Origin of the sequence: Akkermansia sp. KLE1798, assembly GCF_001580195.1 — a bacterium.
Taxonomy (GTDB): domain Bacteria; phylum Verrucomicrobiota; class Verrucomicrobiia; order Verrucomicrobiales; family Akkermansiaceae; genus Akkermansia; species Akkermansia biwaensis.
The window spans coordinates 21,886-42,112 of sequence record NZ_KQ971086.1 but is presented as its reverse complement, the minus strand read 5'-3'; the positions used below and the strand labels follow the sequence as shown (position 1 = coordinate 42,112).

At 57.3% G+C, this 20,227-nt stretch carries 19 protein-coding genes; 7 read left to right on the top strand and 12 right to left on the bottom strand.

The genetic code is table 11. From position 1 onward, the window contains the following. The 11 genes from HMPREF3039_RS14165 to HMPREF3039_RS08370 all read right to left on the bottom strand — a co-directional run. On the bottom strand, positions 1–211 hold a 211-nt coding region (locus HMPREF3039_RS14165), incomplete at its 3' end, for a hypothetical protein (RefSeq protein ID WP_197457893.1). A 318-nt stretch (positions 212–529) separates the two neighbouring features. Beyond that, positions 530–1,894 carry an efflux transporter outer membrane subunit gene (locus HMPREF3039_RS08420; RefSeq protein WP_067573393.1) on the bottom strand — a complete coding sequence of 455 codons (1,365 nt, stop codon included), beginning with the start codon at positions 1,892–1,894 and terminating at the stop codon, positions 530–532. 31 nt (positions 1,895–1,925) lie between these two features. After that, positions 1,926–3,290, bottom strand: coding sequence for an ABC transporter permease (locus HMPREF3039_RS08415; protein WP_067573391.1), 1,365 nt, complete (start codon positions 3,288–3,290; stop codon positions 1,926–1,928). Continuing rightward, the gene (locus HMPREF3039_RS08410) at positions 3,287–3,991 is read right to left on the bottom strand and encodes an ABC transporter ATP-binding protein (RefSeq protein WP_067573389.1); all 705 of its coding nucleotides are present in this window, start codon (positions 3,989–3,991) and stop codon (positions 3,287–3,289) included. The genes HMPREF3039_RS08415 and HMPREF3039_RS08410 overlap by 4 nt, the downstream gene beginning before the upstream one ends. Before the next feature lie 59 nt (positions 3,992–4,050). Continuing rightward, positions 4,051–5,433 (bottom strand): efflux RND transporter periplasmic adaptor subunit, encoded by a 1,383-nt coding sequence (locus tag HMPREF3039_RS08405; protein WP_067952071.1) that lies wholly within the window; start codon positions 5,431–5,433, stop codon positions 4,051–4,053. Positions 5,434–6,362: 929 nt separating this feature from the next. Then, positions 6,363–7,997, bottom strand: coding sequence for a hypothetical protein (locus tag HMPREF3039_RS08400; RefSeq protein ID WP_067573385.1), 1,635 nt, complete (start codon positions 7,995–7,997; stop codon positions 6,363–6,365). Positions 7,998–8,014: 17 nt separating this feature from the next. Next, positions 8,015–10,291, bottom strand: coding sequence for a methyltransferase domain-containing protein (locus HMPREF3039_RS08395; RefSeq protein WP_067573383.1), 2,277 nt, complete (start codon positions 10,289–10,291; stop codon positions 8,015–8,017). Between the two features lie 1,039 nt (positions 10,292–11,330). Next, entirely contained in the window at positions 11,331–11,741 is a 411-nt protein-coding gene (locus tag HMPREF3039_RS08385; RefSeq protein WP_067573379.1) for a (deoxy)nucleoside triphosphate pyrophosphohydrolase, read from the bottom strand. Continuing rightward, positions 11,738–12,247 (bottom strand): metallophosphoesterase family protein, encoded by a 510-nt coding sequence (locus HMPREF3039_RS08380; RefSeq protein ID WP_067573377.1) that lies wholly within the window; start codon positions 12,245–12,247, stop codon positions 11,738–11,740. Before HMPREF3039_RS08380 ends, HMPREF3039_RS08385 begins: the two co-directional genes overlap by 4 nt. Beyond that, positions 12,244–13,218 carry an RsmB/NOP family class I SAM-dependent RNA methyltransferase gene (locus HMPREF3039_RS08375; protein WP_067573375.1) on the bottom strand — a complete coding sequence of 325 codons (975 nt, stop codon included), beginning with the start codon at positions 13,216–13,218 and terminating at the stop codon, positions 12,244–12,246. The genes HMPREF3039_RS08380 and HMPREF3039_RS08375 overlap by 4 nt, the downstream gene beginning before the upstream one ends. A gap of 4 nt (positions 13,219–13,222) precedes the next feature. Further along, a complete protein-coding gene (locus tag HMPREF3039_RS08370; RefSeq protein WP_067573373.1) occupies positions 13,223–14,182 on the bottom strand; it encodes an ROK family protein in 960 nt (319 codons plus the stop codon). Between the two features lie 234 nt (positions 14,183–14,416). Between HMPREF3039_RS08370 and HMPREF3039_RS14505 the strand changes: the two genes are divergently transcribed. The 7 genes from HMPREF3039_RS14505 to hemC all read left to right on the top strand — a co-directional run bounded on the left by HMPREF3039_RS14505 (position 14,417) and on the right by hemC (position 19,264). After that, positions 14,417–15,154 (top strand): TraR/DksA family transcriptional regulator, encoded by a 738-nt coding sequence (locus HMPREF3039_RS14505; protein ID WP_067573371.1) that lies wholly within the window; start codon positions 14,417–14,419, stop codon positions 15,152–15,154. 33 nt (positions 15,155–15,187) lie between these two features. Further along, positions 15,188–15,361: a 50S ribosomal protein L33 gene (gene rpmG / locus HMPREF3039_RS08360; protein WP_022396979.1), complete on the top strand. Its 174-nt coding sequence runs from the start codon at positions 15,188–15,190 to the stop codon at positions 15,359–15,361. Positions 15,362–15,393: 32 nt separating this feature from the next. Continuing rightward, positions 15,394–15,639 carry a 30S ribosomal protein S18 gene (rpsR, locus tag HMPREF3039_RS08355; protein ID WP_192907213.1) on the top strand — a complete coding sequence of 82 codons (246 nt, stop codon included), beginning with the start codon at positions 15,394–15,396 and terminating at the stop codon, positions 15,637–15,639. A 106-nt stretch (positions 15,640–15,745) separates the two neighbouring features. After that, entirely contained in the window at positions 15,746–16,540 is a 795-nt protein-coding gene (folE2, locus tag HMPREF3039_RS08350) for a GTP cyclohydrolase FolE2 (protein ID WP_067573366.1), read from the top strand. Between the two features lie 18 nt (positions 16,541–16,558). Further along, positions 16,559–17,320 (top strand): cytochrome c biogenesis protein CcsA, encoded by a 762-nt coding sequence (gene ccsA, locus HMPREF3039_RS08345; RefSeq protein WP_067573364.1) that lies wholly within the window; start codon positions 16,559–16,561, stop codon positions 17,318–17,320. A 17-nt stretch (positions 17,321–17,337) separates the two neighbouring features. Further along, positions 17,338–18,339 carry a glutamyl-tRNA reductase gene (gene hemA, locus HMPREF3039_RS08340; RefSeq protein ID WP_231863887.1) on the top strand — a complete coding sequence of 334 codons (1,002 nt, stop codon included), beginning with the start codon at positions 17,338–17,340 and terminating at the stop codon, positions 18,337–18,339. Then, positions 18,329–19,264, top strand: a complete 936-nt coding sequence (hemC, locus tag HMPREF3039_RS08335; RefSeq protein ID WP_067573360.1) for a hydroxymethylbilane synthase — start codon at positions 18,329–18,331, stop codon at positions 19,262–19,264. Before hemA ends, hemC begins: the two co-directional genes overlap by 11 nt. A 395-nt stretch (positions 19,265–19,659) precedes the next feature. Here the strand turns inward: hemC and HMPREF3039_RS08330 are convergent, their stop codons facing one another. Next, positions 19,660–20,016, bottom strand: a complete 357-nt coding sequence (locus HMPREF3039_RS08330) for a DUF488 domain-containing protein (RefSeq protein WP_067573358.1) — start codon at positions 20,014–20,016, stop codon at positions 19,660–19,662. Between the last annotated feature and the right edge of the window lie 211 nt (positions 20,017–20,227).

Below are 20,227 nucleotides of genomic sequence, written 5' to 3'. Positions count from 1 at the left end.
AATCGGCGGCCAGGGAAAGGAAATAGGTTCCTTCCTTGATGATCTTGAGATAGCCGGTCCACTCATGGCGAGTGTCGTTGGAGGCGGAGCTTTTAGGAATGAGAACGGGAGCGGTGATTCCGTTGACGTAGAAGTCGCCTTGTGGGAGGCCATTGGCGAACATGGGAACGAAGGGATAGCGGGGTTCCGGAGTGTTGTCGGTATTGTTCATTGTCTTGTAAATCAGGATTGTTAAGTGATTTGCGGACAATGTAGAACTACCAGCCATTCCAATGAAAGACGCCTAACACGTGATTCCAGAAAAAAGAACTTTATTTTTACACAGTGTGATACCACATATCTCTAAAAAAATCAGGTAGAAGAATCTCTTGGAATCTCCTACCTGAATCTTTGATTTGATAAATAGTATTTAACTAATATATTAATAATTAATTATTAATAACGAATTTGCGTTTTTTCTGTTGCAGCCGGATTTCTTTATGCCAGAACATACTCTTTGGATGGAAGCTGGCCGTTGAGGCGTTTCTCCCTACCATCCGCCGCCCAGGGCGCGGGCAAGCTGGACAATGGATTTGCGGATGTTCTGGCGCATGGTGACCAGGGATTCCTCCGAACTGAGCCAGGAGTTTTGCGCGGTAATCACGTTAAGGAATTCTGTTTCACCGCCCTGGTAGGATTCCATGGAAATCCTGAACGCTTCCTTGTTGGCTTCGTTTTCCTTTTGCAAGTACGGCATCTGGGAGGTGTAGTTGCCATAGTCGATGAGCGCTTCTTCCACCTCGGAGACGGCAGTGATCAACGTCTTGCGGTAGGCTTCCGCCGTCTGTTCCGCCGCTGCCTGCTGGGCGCGTACGTTGGCGCGCAGGGCTCCCCCCTGGAACAGGGGTTGCACCAGGTTGCCGCCCAAAGACCACGCGTTGTTGTTTTCCCGGAAGAGCTGGGCGAAGTCGGTGCCGCGGCCGGATACGGACCCCGTCAGGCTGAAGCGCGGGTACAGGTCCGATACGGCCACGCCCACGTTGGCCACGGCTGTGTGCAGGTCCGCTTCCGCCGCGATGACGTCGGGCCTGCGGCGCAGCAGTTCCGAAGGCAGGCCCACCGGAACCACGGGCGTTTTCTCAAACACGGCCGCTTTCGGCATGGTCAGTTCCATGCGTGAGTTGTAAGTGCCGAGCAGGACGGAGAGCTGGTTTTTTGCAGAGGCCACCTGGGCAATCAGGGCGGGGATGTGGCTTTCCGTGGCGGCGACGCTGGAGGTAGCCTGTTCCACGTCCAGTTGCGGAGCAAATCCGGCTGTGTGGCGCTTTTCCGCAATGGTGAGGGTGCGGCGCTGGATTTCCAATTGTTCCCGGGCGATGCGGAGCTGTTCGCAGGCGGTGATCCAGTTGAAATAGGCCGTAGCCACGTCCGCCAGCAGGGAGGTGCGGACGGCGCAGGCGGAAGCTTCCGTGGACATCAGGGAGGCGCGGGACGCCTCAATGGAACGGCGGTTGCCGCCAAAAAGGTCCAGTTCCCAGGAGGTGGAGGCCCCCAGGGAGAAGTCTTGGGAAGTGGAACTCCTGAATCCCCGGTCCGGGGACAGGCCCCATCCGGCGTTCATGTCGGCGGACGGAAGCAGGGAGGCCTGGGAGATGCGCAGCCTTTCCCTGGATTCCCGGATGCGGAGCAGGGCCACCCTCATGTCCGGATTGTTGCTCAGGGAGGTGGAGACGAGGCGGTTGAGCTGGGGATCGCCAAAAATGCGCCACCAGGAACGCAGGTCTTGGTCCGTGCTGTGGGGAGGCTTGGCCGCTGCCCAGGAGGCCGGCAGGTCGTTGGCCGGGCGCTGGAAGTCCGGCCCCACCATGCAGGAAGCCAGGCAGCATGCGGTCAGGAGTGGGATGTATTTGAACATGGGTGACATGAAAAAGGGAAGGGGTGAATGGTTATTCGTGGCGAAGGGCGTCGATGGGGTCCATCTTGGAGGCTTTCCAGGACGGATACCAGCCGAAGACCAGCCCGATAAGTACGGAAACGCCTACCGCCAGGACCATGGCTTCCGGGGAGGAGGCCGTAGCCCAGTTCATGGTCCGGCTGACGACGGTGGAGATGGCCTTGCCGAGCAGGATGCCCAGGGCGCCCCCGATCACGCAGAGCAGGACGGCTTCCAGCAGGAACTGGCGCATGATGTCCTGCGGACGGGCGCCCACGGCCATGCGCAGGCCGATTTCCTTGGTGCGTTCCGTGACGGAGACCAGCATGATGTTCATGATGCCCACGCCGCCCACCACCAGAGAGATCATGGCCACGATCATCAGCAGGTTGGTCATTACTTCCGTGGTGCTGCTCATGGCGCGGGACATTTCAGCCATGTCCCACACGCGGAAGTCGTCCAGCTGGCCGTCTTTCAGGCTGTGCTTGGCACGGATGACCTCCGTGATCTGGTCGATGGCTTCGGAAGAGCGTTCCGGGTCCGCAATCTGGGCCATGATGAAGTCGATGTTGTTGAAGCGGCGCGGATGCGGGGAGTCGGTGTACGGCTGGTCCGTCGTCTCCGTATAGTAAGCCACGGAAGAGGAAGTGTACTTGTCCGCCCTGTTGAAGGTAGCCGTGGACTTGCCGGAAGAGGCGGATGCGGAGCCGCCCCCCAGACCCTGCAGGCGGTAGCGGATGCTCGTCCAGGGCAGGATAATGGAGTCGTCCTGGTCGCGGCCCATCATGTTGGCCCCTTTTTTCTTCAGGATGCCGATCACCTTGAACATGACGTTCTTGATGCGGATGTCCTTGCCCAGTGGGTCTTCATCCCCGAACAGTTCCTTGGCAACCGTCTGGCCGATGACGCAGACGCGCCTGGCCTGCTCCACATCTTCGTCGGAAAAGGGCTGGCCGCGCTCCATGTCGTACCAGCTTTTGATTTTCAGGTATTCCACGGAACCGCCTTCCACGGTTTCCGGGCTCCAGTTCTTGTTGCCGTAAATCACCTGGCCGCTGGCGCGCACCACGGGAGTGGCGCGGAGCACCATGGGGCAGTCCTTCATGATGGCCTCGCAGTCCGCGTTGGTCAGGGAGGCCCTGCCGCCGGCTCCGGTGTTGACCCCGCTCTTGGAGATGGCTCCGGGGCGGATGTTCAGCGTGTCCGCCCCCATGGAGGCGATGGTGCTCTTGATCTGGAGCGTGGACCCCTGGCCGATTTCCACCATGGCGATTACCGCGGCAATGCCGATGATGATGCCCAGAATGGTGAGCGCGGCGCGCATGGGATTGCGCACCAGGGCCTTGATGCAGGTCTTAAGGAGGGGAAGGAATTTCATACGTCTTCTTTACTCAGCTTGTCGGAAATCCCCTCGCAGATCAGGCCGTCTTCCATATTGATGGCCCGGTCCGTAAAGGCGGCTATTTTCGGGTCGTGCGTGACCAGGATGACCGTGATGCCCTTCTGGCGGTTGAGATCCTTGAACATGTGCAGCACTTCCTTGGAGGTGGTGGAATCCAGGTTGCCCGTCGGTTCGTCCGCCAGCAGAATGCCGGGGTTGTTGATGAGGGAGCGGGCGATCGCCACGCGCTGCTGCTGGCCGCCGGAAAGCTGGGCCGGGGTGTGGTCCATGCGGTCGGACAGGCCCACCAGGTTCAGCAGTTCCGTGGCGCGTTCCCGCATGTCTTTCATGCTCAGCGCGGGGTGGGCGTAAACGGCGGGCATCATGACGTTTTCCAGGGCCGTGGTGCGGGAAAGCAGGTTGAAGTTCTGGAAAACGAAGCCGATGCGCTTGTTCCGGAGAATGGCCCGTTCCGCCGGGTTGAATTTGGCTACGTCTTCCCCGGCTATGTAATAATGGCCGGAAGTGGGACGGTCCAGACAGCCCAGAATATTCATCAGCGTGGACTTGCCGGAGCCGGATGCCCCGGTCAGGGAGACGAACTCCCCTTCCTTGATGTCCAGAGTGATGCCCTTGAGCACCGGGAGGTCTATTTCTCCAAGGTGGTACACCTTGGTTATGTCACGTAAGCGGATCACGTTATTGAATGCTTGAAGCGGTAAAAGGAATGGTTAGGCGGCAATGGCGCGGCTTCGGCTCAGGGACGCGGAGGCGGTCCGCCAGCCTGGCTGGTGTTGCCCGTGCTCGGCTTGCGGCGCGGCGGCATCTTGGGCGCGAAGGGGTTTTCCCCGCCCGCAGAGGCGGATGTTCCGTCGCCGGAATTGCCGGAGCGGTTCAAGACCTGGGCCGTGGATACGATTTCCATGCCCTCCCGGAGCGTCTTGCCCTGGACTGGGGTGAGCATGCCGTTGCTTTCCCCCTTGGTGACGAGGTGCGGGTAAAGGACATTGTCCCTCAGTTCCCAGATGACGGCTTTTTTCTCCTCTCCCTTCTGGACGGGAGCGGCCAGTTCCGGCAGCATCTCTTCAAAAGCGGCTTTCTGTTCGGCGGTGAGCAGTTCCGGATCCGGACGGAAGCGGAGGGCCGCATTGGAAGCCAGCAGGGAATTCTTGATGTCCTGGACAATGAATTGCACATTGGCCGTCAGGTAGGGAATGAGAAGCTTGTCCGGGTTGGGAACGTCAATATCCACGATGTAGGTAACCACGTTGGACGTCATCGTGGCGTCCAGCCGGATCTTGTCCACCGTCCCCTTGAACTTCCTGCCGGAATGGGCGTCCACGGTGAATATCACGTCCTGGCCTTTCTTGATGCTTCCGATGTCCGCTTCATTCACGGCGGCCCATATTTTCAATTTGGAAAGGTCCGTGGCGATGTAGAACAGGCTGGAGGCGCTCATGCTGGAAACCACCGTCTGGCCGATGTTGACTAGGCGTTTGATCACCACCCCGTCCACGGGAGATGAAATAGTGGTGTATTCCATGTTCCGCATTTCCTTTTTCAGGGTGGCTTCCGCCTGCTTGAGGGAGGCTTCCGCTTCCAGCAGGGAGGCTTCCGCCACGGCCACATTGGCGCGGGCGGTCTCTTCATCTGCAATATACTGGTCGTAGCTGGACTTGGACAAGGCGTCCCCCGGTCCCAGCTTTTCCGCACGTTCCCGGTCCAGCTTGGCCTGGTGGTGCTTGGCTTTGGCCTGCTGGATGTCCGCCCTGGCACGGGCGATTCCGGCCTGGGCCTGGGCCTTGGAGGCTTCCGCCCTCTGCACGTCCAGCTGTACGGGCAGCTTGTCAATTTCCGCCAGCATCTGGCCCGCCTTGACCGGGCTGGAATAATCCACCACCTTGCCGTTCAAATCCTTGCCGAATTCCATGATGATGCCGCTCACCTGGGCGCCCACGTCCACAAGTTCGTCCGGTTCCGTGACGCCCGTGGCATCAATGGTAATCATCATATCTCCCCTCGTGAGGGGCTCTGTCTGATAATCCACCTGGAGCGGTTCGTTCCCTTTCCATTGCTCCCAGGCGAACCAGGCGCCTCCAAGGACGGCAATGACGATGATGATTTTGATGAATCCCTTCACGACTATAATATACTTCGCAATAATGAAAAAGTTGCACGCATGTTAAAACTTTTTCGTAACGGAGGGTATCCTCTCATGATTTCAGGGCGGGTCAAGGATACTCTTCCGAATATGAACAGTTATTGTGTTTTAACTAATAATATTACATTATTGTAATGCAAGGAGTCTTTCTTACAAAAATGAAAATCAATGGAAAGGTTGAATTTCTGGATTGGAATACTACCGATTATTCATAATAAAAATGTTATGGCATTTTCTGAAATTTGGCACGTTTTTTGCTAAATCAATGATGAGGGATCGCTTGATCCGGAAATAACAATCCATCCGTATGTACAAGAATGATTTAATTGATTTGTTGTCCGCACTGCTTCATTTTTTCCATCGTCCTGGCCGTATCCGTACGGCGGAGGAACAGGAACGCCGTGCGGCGGAACATCTGAAATCCATGATTCTCCATGCCCGCATGCGCTCATTCTGAAGTGAACGGAAGGCCGCTTCCGCCCACAGTCTGCAGGGGGAGGGAATTCACCATTTCACTTGTCAGGAGCCGTGAGGAACAACGGGGAAGCTGCTCCGAGCCAAAGGCCGCTTGAGCTTCCCCGTGCCGGAGGCATCAGTTAAGTCAAGGGCCTTCCTGCCGCATCTATTGCAATAAGGGAATATTCCGTTCCCCCTGTAAATATAATCGGTTCAGGGGAAGGATGAATCTGCCGCATTCGATCGTTTCCGTTTCATGGAGATGCTTCCCTGTTGCAGGCATATACGGGTGATGGGATTCTTCCGATGGGCCGCAGCGGCATTGATTTGATTGCCGCGAACTGTGGAAAATAAAATACCGGCTTGAAAATTCAACTGGAGGCATGTTCCCCAGGGCATGAATATATTTGGGATTCCATGAAATGTTTCCTGCCGAATGGCTACGATTCCCGTTATTTCTCCGTCTGCTGAAATTCGTAGGAACCGTCATCCTGGCGGACAAAGCTCTCTTCTCCCCACTTGTCCCACTTCACCACGATTTTTTTCGTAGAAAAGGAAAGAACCTCCGCCGAATCGTCATTGTCCACCCTGTTGCCGCGTGCTCCGAACACCCGGAAGGCGCCGTTCCACTGCGGATGCCGGAGATCGAGAACATACTCAAAAGCATCGGCATCATGGGAAACGTTCGTGTTGGCTTTCCTGAATTCTCCGTCCAGCAAGTATCCCCGTGTGACGGAAGCATTGGCCTTCTGCACGATGATATGATGGGTGATCTTCTTCCTGGCGATAAAGGGCGCAATATTGCTGTACCCGTTTTCAAGCATCAGCTTATGGATGAAATTATCCTCACTGAAGCCGATATTTCCATGACCGGGGATATGGTACCACCGTTGCACGATGGGATGAATCATTTCGGGATGTTCCTCACAGGCCATGAGGCGTTCCATCACGGAACGGGTGAGTACCATGGATGCTCCGAAAACATAGTAAAATTCCTTTTGCAGTGAGGAAATTCCGCCGTACTTGTAATGCACCCAGTTCCAGTCATTGAAGTAACTGCAATGGTGCTGGGGGATTTCCGAATGAAACTCGTTAATGGTAAGAAGATAATCCCGTCCGTAAAAATCGTCGTCATCTATTTTCAGGAACAATTCATAATCCGTTGTGTCCAGCCCGCGTATGGTGTCCGCCAAATTGGAAAGCTGGTTCTTGTTGGGAAACCATCTCAGAGTAAGGCGCCCCTCGTCAATGAACTCCTGGAATTGGGGAATGAGAATGGACTGGAAGATAAAGCTGGACATCCCTTTAACGGCGACGAACAGATGAAAATTCCGGTACGACTGATGCATCATGCAGTAAATCTGCCTCTGCAAATCTTCAAACCGCTTGTAGGAAGCCAGGCAGAGCGCCATTTTCCTGTCCCTGCAGCTGTACAGGGTTGATTTGTCAAAAAGGCAGGTTCTGGGTTTTTGGTAAAAGCAATTGTGCCTTGCCACCATGATGCACAGCTCTCCGTTTCCATTGGCAGCCTCCAGGGCCGTATCAATGGGAAGGCGGCAGGTATAAAAAATCCGGGCGACCTTTTCCCTCTTTGAAACGGGAATGATCAGGGCATGCGTTCCCCAGACGTAGGCGGTACCGGCAGTATGACCGGAGGTGGCGTAAGGTTCGAACTCAATTCTTTCCTCCGGAGAAAGAGGCTTGGACGGACTCTTGCTGAGCTCGTGGAAAAGACGGAAAACATCCACTTCCGGATGGCTTTTGACCATTTCCTCAAGAACGGGCCGCAGCCTTTCCGCCGGGATGACGGGGGCGGCGTCACTTTCTCCAAAGATGATGAGATCGTCCTCGTTGAACTGAGTATCCATAATCATGGAGGCAAACGAGATACGCAGCGAGCGTACGTAGGGTTTGTCGCAAGCTTCCGCGTGCATCCCGAGAAAATCCGTAAACTCATCGCAGCGCGTATCCAGCAATTCTTCCACTCTTTGGGAAACAGGATAACTGGCGGCCTGGTATCCCAATTCTTTCAATTCGGCACTTCCTTCGAGAATTTCTCCCGGAGCCTGGAGCAGTACGCATTTCATAACAGGATGGCAGTCTATTAGGAATGAAAAGGCTTCATCGCTTCCACGCAGGATGTTTCCAGCTCGTTGAATGCATGCCCCAGCTGGGAGGCATGCGTTTCTATGCCCTGCAAATGGGGATGCGAAGATTCGCCCGGGGAACAGATGGAAATCTCATACCCCAGGGATTCCAGAACGGCGGCCATGGTGTCTATTGTCCAGACAGCCTTGTGACCGTGGTTCACAATAATATTGCGGACGGCGCTTCCCGGCGAACCGTCTCCCCACTCCTTTTTCTGCAGGAAGCTGATATATTCGGGAGTGGACTGCTTGGCGATGCGGAGCAAATCCGGGAAAGCCAGCCGCAGTACTCCTCCCGGTTTAAGGGTGCGCCATGCCTCCATGAAAAAGCCATATGCTTCCGCCGGCAGAACATGTTCGATCACGTGTTCCAGGAAATAGGCGTCCACGCACTCGTCCTCCCAGGGCAGGGGACGCGTAATGTCGTATTTGGGAAGATCCAGGTTGATCCAGCCGGGAAGTATGTTGGCGCCGCAGCCCATCTGGATGAGAAACAGCCCGGAAGAAGATTCATCCAGATTTCCGGACTCCTGGCCCTGATATAAACCGGCAGCCAAATCAGGCTGGCCCGGCTTTCTTGACAACGTGAGAGATAACCCCGAATAACTTTCCCCCTCACGAACAAGGCTTTCTTCCGGCCAGTGGGACCATTTAAGGGTCAATTTTTTTGAACCATAGACAATGTATTGCCCTGAACAACCCGTTTTTTCCCTCCGGAAAGTGCCGTCCCGGTAAAAAAGCAGGGAATCCGTCCAGTAGGCATGCCTGCCTTCATACACCGTGACGGGGAAGAAATCCTGGAAATTTTCCGTTCCTTGGAAATGTTCGGGAGAGCACCAGTGTGCGGTGACCACATCGTTGTCCTTCATCGGATACGGAGTGGTATTCATGTTCAGGCGGTCGCTGGCAAGCGTCCTTGCTCCCAGCCGCTGGGCCAGTTCGCCAAAAATAAGATTTTCCGCTCCGGTAGGTGGAATATCGGAATAGGCGACGATTTTTTCCACCATGCTTCTGGAAAGAAAATATCCCGCTCTTCCACTGGGGGCCCCTTTTGCCTTCAACGACGAATCGCCAATCAGATCATATTGGTCATCGGCCAGGTCCGCCAGACGGTCCAGAGCGACATAGGTATCGTCATCGCACTTGAACAACCAGTCGAAATCATAATATTCAAGGGCATGCCGGAAAAAAGCCAGGACTTTTTCCGGCCGATGGTCGTCATCGTCATTCACCCAGAGAGGGATGGCGTCCTCTTCCCTGTCCACCGCCTCCCTTCTCCCGAGAAAGAACCGGCATTCGATTCCGGGAACACTCTGTGCCATCCATGTCTTCCGGATGATCTCCCTCTTTTTCTCCGCGTTAGCGCAAGTACAGATGCCCACGAGAATGGATACCTTGTTTTTGTTTCCGGATGAGGGTGGAACGGAGGGCCGTGGCATGTGCAAATCCAGCAATTGCCCCACAATGCTTTCCTTGTGGACGTTTTCCAGCGTGTCAGGTTCGCGCCGGAGTAGCTCGCCCCACAAATGGATGGCCCAGGAATTCCGCAGAGCGGGGCTATCGAGCTTGACGGCTCCGTTGTAGCAATTCCTCCAGACCGTGTAATGCAGAGGATAAATGCTTAAACTTGAATCGGCCATGCTGAGCAATTGGAAGTAGGCTAGGGTCTGCGTAAAACCTTCCGGTCCCGCATTCCCCCACACGGCGTGTTTACGGCGGAGGGCCGGATCCGGGAAATCAATTTTGAATTGACGCTTGGCTTCCAGCTCGCCGGGAGTATCCCAGGGCATGGGAGCGGCTGGATCTTCCGAGACCTCCCTCAGGCATTCCATGACGGGGTGGTGGGGAGGAAAACCGATCACTCCCACCGCAATCAGCCCGGGTTCCTGCTCCGCAAACCATGGAAGCTGTTCCGGCAGGTTCGGGGAAAGACAGGCGACGTCCAGGTCTGACCAAAACCCTCCCTTTCTCTCAAGCCACGTATTGCGGAACCAGTCTGCAAACGGGGCAAGACTGCCGTTGTCGTGCCGGAAAACCAGTTCTTCGGGAATGACCTCCGAGGCATTCTGCACCATGGTCCCTTCGGGAATGTTTTCATAATTCCGGTAAGTGAACAACCGGAACGGAATACCGTGGTTCAGGTAGGAACGGATGCATAATTCCGCCAGGGGTGGCAGGGTTTCCCCGATCCAGAGACCGGCGACTTCTGGTTTTTGAGAACAGGTGGAATTCATGATTGAGAAAATATCATTGGTTATTCAGGGAGTCTTTGATGTGGTCAGAGACGGCATTCCGGGCGAGAGTCCATTGTTGAATTTCCGGTTAACTCTCTGTGAATGAGCTCCTTCATCTTTTTCCATCCCTGCCATGATACATAAGTGATGCGCTGCCGGCCGCCTTTGGCTCCCCATGCCGGGGAGTAGAAGCGCCGTGCTTGCATGAAATTCTGTGGGGAGGGAACCGGATGACTGTGGGCCATTTCAATTCAATGGAGAGAGTTCCAGACGTTTTATCTTTGAGGTAATCAACGGCCTAGAAATAGCCTCTTTTAAAACGGGAACAATGAAATACCCGTGAAGGAACAATGTGCCACCGGAAAGCGGGCGACCATTTCTCTGGAAAAGCCGGCCCCGGCGGAAAATTTGTTAGACATTCCCGAAGAAGGGAAGAAGCGTCCCCAGCCGTTCAGTGAGCTTGGCATTGGACGAGAAACGGCTGCCCCCATGTTTGGAGAATGGAAATACCCTTCTCTTTAATCCTTTTCTTCGTGAGAAACGGGATTCAGGCAGTTGAGGGCGTGAAGGGGAATGAGTGCGCACTTGAAAAGCATTTCCAACATGCTTTCCGTGATGGGCCGGTATGGGGCGGAATTCTTTTAAACGCCTCCTGTCCGGCGGTTTTGCGCCATTTTTAAAAAAGACACCACTGCACCGTCTCCGGCAATGAGCCACGTTCCCGTGTCTCAATAGAGCGGGGACTTCCGTCGCTGTTTTGACTTTTCCGTATAGGACATAGTCAGCCCTGCGCCGGGGCTGCCCCCATTATGCTGTAATATCGGTTCGGGCCACTTTGCCGGGTGATGACGAGTGCAGTAGCCAATTCCCTGTATACCCCATGCGGGTTGATTATCCAAGATGTTTTTGGTTCCTTTTTCAGACATGGGCCGGATGAATGAACCCGTACATGCGGAGGAGGAATTGAACCTGAACAGGGTAGCGGAAAGGCCGGGCCTGCGGAGAAAACGGCACGGAAACGGTGTCCGATGCCGGAGCGTCACCGGGCGTTCCGGTCTAGCCATTCCTTCAAAATGGAGAGGTCCGCCGGCGCCCAGGGCAGGGAAGGGAGGGAACGGCTGGAAAAGAATCCCAGGCTTTCGTGTTCCAGGGGAATGGGCAGGCGGCTTTCCTCCAGTTCGCACAGAAACGGGATAAGGCGTATGGTCCGGTCTTTCTCCCGGTGCAGGACGGGAGCCAGCGGATGCAGCGGGCGGATGGCGCAGCCGAGTTCTTCCCGTATTTCCCTCACAATGGCATCGCGGGCGTCTTCTCCGGCTTCCAGTTTTCCGCCGGGGAATTCGTACAGCAGCCCGTTTGATTGTCCGCATGCCTTTTTAGCGGCCAGGAGCAGGGGGCCGTGCGCGGAGGGCAGCGTGATCAGGGCGCAGCAAACGTTCAGGCAGGTCATGGCGTCTTGAAATCCAGCGTATGAAGATTCATGGTGCGGGAATCCGTATCCAGGATGCCGAATCCCAGGCGGCCGGTTCTGCCCTGCAATTCTCCTGGATTGGCGATCAGGCAATTTCCGGCCATTTCCTGCAGGGCCTGGTGGGTGTGTCCGTAAAGGGCGGCGTCCACATGCCCCTTGCGCACTTCCTGCCAGGCGTACCTGGGATAGTGGGAAAGGGAAAGCTTCATGCCGTACCGGGTGATGACGGCATGTTCGGGATGCAACCGCGCCGCCGGGGATGCGGCTGCCATCTGGTGCATGGCCAGAAGGTCGTAATCGTTGTTGCCCGGTACGGCGTCCAGAGGAAGCCCCTGCGTCAGCTCAAGCAGGCGTCGGAAGCTCTCCGGAGTGGTGCAGTCCCCCAGGAAAATGAAATGGCCGCAACCCAGCCGGTGCATCCGGCTCATGGCCTGCTCCAGATGGTTCGTACGGTCGTGTATGTCGGAGAATATTCCTATCTTCATGATATTTGGGAATTCATGGCATGGATGGGCCACGCGAGCAACTCGTCCGCCAGGGGGGGCAGGGGGGGCTTTTCCCCTTTCTTGTGCAGCAGGCAGGTGAAGCCTCCGGCCCCGGCGCCGTGGAAAGGCATGAGGCGATAGCAGGCTTCCTCCGTCAGGCCGGAATGGAAAGGCTCCAATTCCGGCACGGGAACGGTCTCCAGTTCCGGATGCCTCTTCAGCAGGTACAGCACGTTGCGTTCATTCTCCTCCGGGGCGTAGGTACAGGTGGTGTACAGCAGGAACCCGCCGGGAGCCAGGCATTGCAGGGCGGCCAGCAGGATGCCCCTCTGGCGCTTGGCATTCCCTCCGGTGGCGGCTGCGTGGAAACATCCGGGATTGGGAATGCCCTTGGCGAGCAGGGACTGTCCGCTGCACGGGGCGTCCGCAAGGATGAGGTCAAAACAGCCCGGAGCCTGTTCCGCCCACTGGTCCGGGCGCAGCCGCTGCGTGTACAGGTTCAGGAATCCGCAGCGCAGTAGGTTGTGCCGCAGGATGCCCAGCCGGCGGGGGTGCACCTCGTTGGCGATGTGTTCCCGCGGAGCAACCCGTGCCTGTGCCAGAATGCTTTTCCCACCCGGTGAGGCGCACATGTCCAGGCAGCGCTCCGGACGGAAAGGCAAATGCGCCAGGGGAGCGGTTTCCCAGACGGAGGAAAGGTCCAGAGGGTAATAAAATCCCTGCCCGTAATCCGGCAGGGAACCGGGTTTGGCCTCCGCCTCCCCCTCCGGCAGAACAATAACGCGGGGATGGCTCCAGGACCGGGGAACGGCATCGGCCGGAACGGGCGGAACGTAATCTTCCGGAGCCTTCGGGGTGATGACCAGGGCGCTGCGGGAGCGGTTCCCCGCCTGCATGGCCTCCAGAAAATCCTTTTCCTGGTCCGGGGAAAGTCCCAGCTTGCCGGCAAGTTTGAGTATCTGGGAGGACACGTGATCAGACCCGGAATGTTTCGCCGAAGTGGGTATTGAGAGCCAGATGGGCGGACCCCAGAATGCCGGCTTCCGTGCCGAACTGGGCGGGAAGGATCGTCAGGCTCTCCGCTAGCGGGGCGGCAAGCTGCGTTCTCATGATCTCCTGGAGCGGCTCGAACAGCAGTGTTTTGGCTTTGGCTACCCCTCCGCCGATGATGATCGCCTCCGGATTCAGGAGATAACAGCAATTCATCAGGGCGCAGGAAAGTTTCACGGCCAAATCCCTCCATACCTGGGCGGCCACTTCGTCCCCGGCCAGCGCCGCACGCTCCAGGGCGATGGGGTTGCAGTCCACAATGGCCTTGTCAATGCCGTGGCTGGCATACAGGGTTCTGGCGTCCGCCGCAATCTCCCGGTTGCCTACGTAATCTTCCAGGGAGCCGCGGTTGCCGTAATGGCCCAGCCTGCCGCGGTAGTCGATGCTGGTCTGGCCCAGCTCCCCGGCTGAACAGGTGGCTCCGCGCAGCAGGTCCCCGTTCACGATCAGCCCGCTTCCAACCCCGGTCCCCAGCGTCAGGCAGACAAGGTGCCTCATCCCTTTTCCCGCGCCCAGTTTCCATTCCGCATACGCCATGCAATTGGCGTCGTTCTCCACGTAAACCGGCAGTCCGCAGGCGGCCTGGAGCATCTCCCTGACCGGAACGTTGTTCCAGCCGGGAACGTTGGTGAGCGTATAAACGGTGCCTTGATAAAAATTGACGAATCCGGGCATCCCCATGCCGATGGCTTGCACTTCCGGGTGGTTCAGGCGCAGCATGTTCACAAACTGGGCTATGGCTTCAATCAGCTGGTCGGGGTTGCCGTACTCCTGGGTGGCGATGGAAGGCGCGTGGGCGATCACTTCCGTTCCCCGGACGACGCCCAGCTTGATGGAGGTGCCCCCGAAGTCGATGCCGATGGAGGGAATGGTTGAAGCTGTCATATAATAGCAATATAGAAATTGAGCGGCGCGATGAAAAGGTTAAAACAAGTACTCGCCCGTTAAAAAATGGAAGAATCCAGCCTTCCCGGCAGGGGAAAAGAATGACTTGCTTCATAGCTGAATTTTCTTGAATGAACATTTGCGGGCATGTAGTGTCTCATAGTCTAGTCAGTTGGGCGGTGCAGCCCTCTATTCGTCAAACATCATCAACCTCAGCCCATAGATACACTTCATATGCCTACTCCCAAGAAAACCGATAGCAAGACTGCCTCCAAGGAAGCTGCGGCTCCCAAGAAAAAGTGCTGCAGGAAGAAAAAGGATGCCGACCTGGAAAAGAGCGCCAAGACCGCCGCTCCCGCCGCCGTTGCGGCATCCCCCCCTAAAAAGGCTGTGAAAAAGGCTCCCGCCAAAAAGGCAGCCCCCGCTCCCGCCCCTGCCCGGAATGAATTTACGGATGAACAGACGGAAGCCATTGCCGCCGCCAAGGCGGAACTGGCGGCCAACCCCGAATGGGAACATTTTGTCAAGATGCAGCGCCAGCACCTGCTGGACCTGCGCGACAAATCACTGGACAGCATGAACGGCGTGGCGCGGGACACCCTCCGCAACCATCCGGAAGGCAGTGAAGCCTCCGGTTCCGGAGAGCATCAGGCCGACGCCGGAAGCGACGCCTATGACCGCGACTTCGCCCTCAGCCTCCTTTCCAAGGAGCAGGACGGCCTGTATGAAATCGAGCAGGCCCTGGCCCGCATCGACAACGGTACGTACGGCATTTGTGAAATGTCATACAAGGTCATCCCCATCCCCCGGCTGGAAGCCATTCCGTTCGCCCGGCTTACCGTGGAATGCCAGGCGCAGTGGGAAAAGGAAAAAGGGCAGAACGCCCGGTTCCGCCCCAGGGTGGCCCTCGGCTTTGCGGGAGGACAAAATGATGTAGATTTATCTGTTTCTCTTGACGATGATGAAGAATAGTGTATAAATCCTCCCCCGTAACACATTTTCATCATGCCTAGAGACATCATCATCCTCGAATGCACAGAGGCCAAAGCCGAAGGAAAGCCCACGTCCCGCTACGTCACCACGCGTAACAAGAAGAGCCTGCGTACTCCCGGCCGTCTGGAAAAGGTCAAGTACAACCCTTTCCTGAAGCGCCGCACGCTTCATCGTGAAATGCGCTAACCTGCCGGCTTAGTTATCTATCTCTTATTATTATGTCCACTGAACCCAAGACTGTAGAACGTCGTATTCGTTTCCGCACGTGCAATCGCCAGATGCCGCGCCGCCGTCTCGACATCCCGATGGACCAGGTCAATCTGCTCAACCCTGATTTCCTGTCCAAGTTCACCTCTGAAACCGGCAAAATCCTTCCCCGCCGCGTGACCGGGCTGTCCGCCAAGATGCACCGCAAGATCACCCGTGAAATCAAGCGGGCCCGCGCGATCAACCTTCTGCCGTAACAAGCCCAGGGGAAACCTCTTTCGGTAAGAAATTGTCTTTACAGGCGGGAGTTTGTCCAGTACCGGGCAAACTCCCGTTTCATTTCCAGCCACCATCCCTTTCCGTATGCAGGAACTGAAAGATACCCAGTCGGAGGCGGACACCCGCAACATCTCCATTGACCGCGTAGGCGTCAAGGGCTTGCGCTTCCCCATCCAGATACAGGACAAGCTCAACCGGATTCAATCCACCGTGGCGACGGTCTCCCTGGCCGTGGATCTGCCGGAAGAATTCAAGGGAACGCACATGAGCCGTTTTGTGGAAGCCCTGCACCAGCACGGCCCCCTCCTGGACGTGCATACCGCGCTCTCTATCCCCCGTGAACTGCTCGGGCGGCTTTCCGCCAGCCGTTCCCATGTGGAAATGGAATTCCCCTTCTTCCGGGCCAAGGCGGCTCCCGTCACCGGGAGGGAAGGCCTGATGGACTATGTCGTCCGTTTTGAAATGGAAGCGGAGGCGGGCGACAGGCTGGCGGACTTCAAGCTCACCGTCGTGGTGCCCGTAACGACCCTCTGCCCCTGTTCCAAGGCCATGAGTAGCTACGGCGCCCACAACCAGCGCGGCATCGTGACCTACTCCGTGCGCTTTGCCTCCCGCCCCGTCTGGATTGAAGACCTGATTGACCTGGTGGAATCATGCGCCAGTTGCTCCCTGTTCAGCGTGCTCAAGAGGCCGGATGAAAAGTGGGTGACGGAAAAGGCATACGAAAACCCCGTCTTTGTGGAAGACTTGGTACGCAACGTGGCGCTGAAAACGCAGAGCCTCTCCGCATTCAGCTGGTACCGGGTGGAAGCGGAAAACTTTGAATCCATCCACAACCACCAGGCTTATGCCGTGATTGAACGGGATCTGCGTTCCTGAGCTCTCTTCTTAACGGATATGAACGACAACTGGTGGGCTCTGGCATCCCTCGTCCTCTCCCTTGCATTCACGGGACTGGGCTGGCGCCTGCTTGCCTCCGGGCGCAGATTCATGTACGCCCACCTGTGGATGGCGTGCCTGCTGGCCCTGCAAACGGGGGCACTCTGCGTCAAGGCGTACCAGACGGGAATGTGCCCCATCCGGGGAGCGTCGGAAGTCATCTTCTTTCTTTCCTGGACCATCAACCTGTTCTACCTCCTTCTGGGCCGCGCGTACCGCATGTCCGTCCTGGGCATCTTCACGGCGCCCGCCATTGCCGTGCTGACGGCCCTCTCCCTGCTGATCGGCCTGTTCGGTCCGGATGTGCAGGGCGTGCATGACTTCTGGGTGACCGCCCATGTAGGGGTGGCCATGATGTCTTACGGAGCGGGAGGACTGGCCGCCGCCGCGGGTGTGGCCTTCTGCATGCAGGACGCCTGCTTGAAAAGAAGGCAGATCCCCGGCACCTGCCGTCTTCTGCCGCCCATCCGCACGCTGGAAACCAGCATGAAACGCCTCCTGCTGGTAGCCTTCGTCCTGCTTCTGGCAGGGGAATGGCTCGGCTGGCAGGGGAATTTGCCCATCCATACGGCAAAAACCGTTATTGTCATTTTACTGACGCTGGGTTACTCCGTTCTGTTGTGGCTCATCTATCGTCGCGGCATGCCGGGCAGGGCGCTGGCCTATTGCTGCGTGGTCCTCTTCCTGGCGTCCATGAGTATTTTTCTGGTGAGCAGATGAGAATGGTTTGTCTAGGCTTGAATCACCGGACCGCCCCCGTGGAAATAAGGGAGCGGTTCTCCGTGCCGTCCCACAGGCTCCAGAATGCGGGAAAAAGCATCCGGGAACTGCCGGGCGTGGAACAGTGCGTGGTGCTCTCCACCTGCAACCGCATGGAAATCTACTACTGGTCGGACAACCCGGAAAACGCCAGGGAGCACATCCTGTCCCACTTCCTGGGGGACGGCCGCGGCAAGGTGGACATGGCCTCCCATTTCTACTGCCACCAGGGGGCGTCCGCCCTGGAGCACCTGTGCCGCGTGCTCAGTGGGCTGGACTCCATGGTGCTGGGGGAAACGGAAATCTTCGGCCAGGTGAAAACCGCCTACCAAACGGCGCTGGATGCCGGCGTGACCGCCGCCTGCGCCAATAAAACCTTTCAGAAAGCATTCACCATAGGCAAGCGGGTCAGGACGGACAGCCAGATTCATGCGGGAGCCACATCCGTGGGCTCCGTAGCCGTGGAACTGGCGGAACAAATCTTCGGAGACCTGGGAGGCACCCGCGTTCTGATCCTGGGGGCGGGCGATATGAGCCGCGTCACCGGCCGCGCCCTGCGTGCCCGCGGCGCGGAGGGAATTTACGTAGCTAACCGCTCCTTTGACCGCGCCGTGGAACTCGCCGGAATGATCGGCGGCCAGGCCATCCGGTATGATGTCTGGGGGGAATACCTCAGGGACATTGACGTGGTGGTGGCCGCCACGGCCGCCCCCCACTGCATCATCACGCGGGAGACGCTCCTGCCCCTGCGGGCGTCCCGCAAATACCGCTCCCTGTTCCTCATCGACATCTCCGTACCGCGCAACATCTCCCCGGACGTGGCGGACATTGACGAAGTGTACCTTTACGACATCGACACCCTGACCCAGCTTGCGGATGAAGCCAAGCTCAGCCGGGAGCTGGAAATCTCCCGGTGTGAAACCATCATCCGGGACGGCATCTCCAAATACTTTCCGGACACCGCTCTCTATGACCAGTAAAAACACCCTCATCATCGGCACCCGCGGAAGCGCCCTGGCCCTGGCCCAGGCGGACATGGTCCGCGCCGCCCTGTCCGCGCTCCATCCGGGGCTGGACATACGCCGGGAAATCATCCGCACCACCGGAGACCGCCGTACGGACGTGCCGCTGGCGGATGTGGCCAGGGTCTCCGGCATCGTGGACAAGGGAATCTTCATCAAGGAACTGGAAACGGCCCTGCTGGAAGGCCGCATAGACGTGGCTGTCCACAGCCTCAAGGACGTGCCGAGCGAGCTTGCCCCGGAATTCCGCCTGCCTGCGGTTCTTCCCCGCGCTGCGGCGGAAGACGTGCTCATCACGAAGGAGCCGGACTGGAACGGCCGCGGAACTCTTGCCACCGGAAGCGTCCGCCGCCGCCTCATGGCGCGCACGTACTGGGGAAGGCAGCTCCGGTTTGAAGACCTGCGGGGCAATGTCCCCACCCGTCTTGAAAAGCTTGTGGAGCATCCGGAATGGGATGCCGTGATCCTGGCAAAAGCCGGGCTGGAACGCCTCGGCCTCTACGCGCCGGAAACGGTGGTGCAGGGCAGAAAACTCTACATGCGCCCTCTGCCCGTAGAAGCCTTCATTCCCGCCGTGGGGCAGGGAATCGTCGGCATGGAATGCCGTGTTTCCGACCGGAAAACGAAGGAACTGCTGGCCGGGATCAACGATGCGGAAACCTGCGTCTGCGGCGTGGCGGAACGCACCTTCCTGGTGCGCCTGGGCGCCAGCTGCTCCACCCCCGTGGGCGTGCACGCCTGCCTGGAAGGGGATGCACTGGTTCTGCGCGCGGCGTACTACGTGCCGGGAAGGGAAGAACCCTTCGCCGTCGTTGTCCGCGGGGACCGGAACGCTCCTGAAGCCCTGGGAATTCTGGCCTTTGAAAAACTGGGCCTGAACTGACGGCGGAAGCTTTTCCGCTTCATCCGGGATACGGCGGGACGGAAAAAAGGTTCCGGAGTTCATCCGGAACCTGAATCAGGCAGTAAGTACACCAGGATTAATGTTTTTCCTTGTGACTTTCCTTGGAGCTGGAGCTTCGCTTGTCGCTCATAAACTGCCCTGTTGAAGCATCACGCTTGACGTGCTGCCCGGTCTTGTGGGTAGTGGACCCGGAACGCTTTTTAGAGCTGCTCCTGTGATCGTCTCCCATATGGGAACTTGTTGCCATTGATATTCACCTCCTTTCCATTTTCTTCACCTGTTGATAAACGAGAGAAGAAAGCCGTCCTTCCATAGGCTGGTGCATACAGCGTACAGGCCTGCGATTCATGCCTGCCATAACAATAAGCGTGCCTTCATGAGGAAGCATGCTGTAAAAGGTAATCCTTCAGGGCTCCGGCTTCGTTATGCTCCGTATCCCTTGCTGCGTACAGGAGCGTCACCTTCCCTTTGCGGGCCAGTTGGCGGAGATGTGAAACAGCCTCCTTGTTCCGGTCCAGTTCTTCAAAATACTTTTTCCGGAAACTGTCCCATTTGGCCGGATCATGGGCGAACCATCGGCGCAATTCCGTGGAAGGGGCGGCTTCTTTCACCCATTCGTTCCAGGAAGCCTTCTCCTTGGAAATGCCTCGGGGCCAGATCCGGTCCACCAGAACGCGGTCTCCGTCTTCCGCCTCCTGCGGGTCGTAAATGCGTTTGATTGAAATGTTCATGTTGGGGAAAATGATGTCTGTTAACGGCAATAGAGCATGCGGAATATCTTTTTGTTGAGTCCGTGCGGGACATGCCGCGCTGCGTGCACCGGGGTGGTGCCGGGAATCGGCAGGCCTGCCGCTCCGGGTTTCCGGCCGGGAAAGGAGGCCGTCCGGGAAGGGGAGGAAGAATGGAAAACAACGGGTGCCTGAACCTGTTAAATCAAAAATC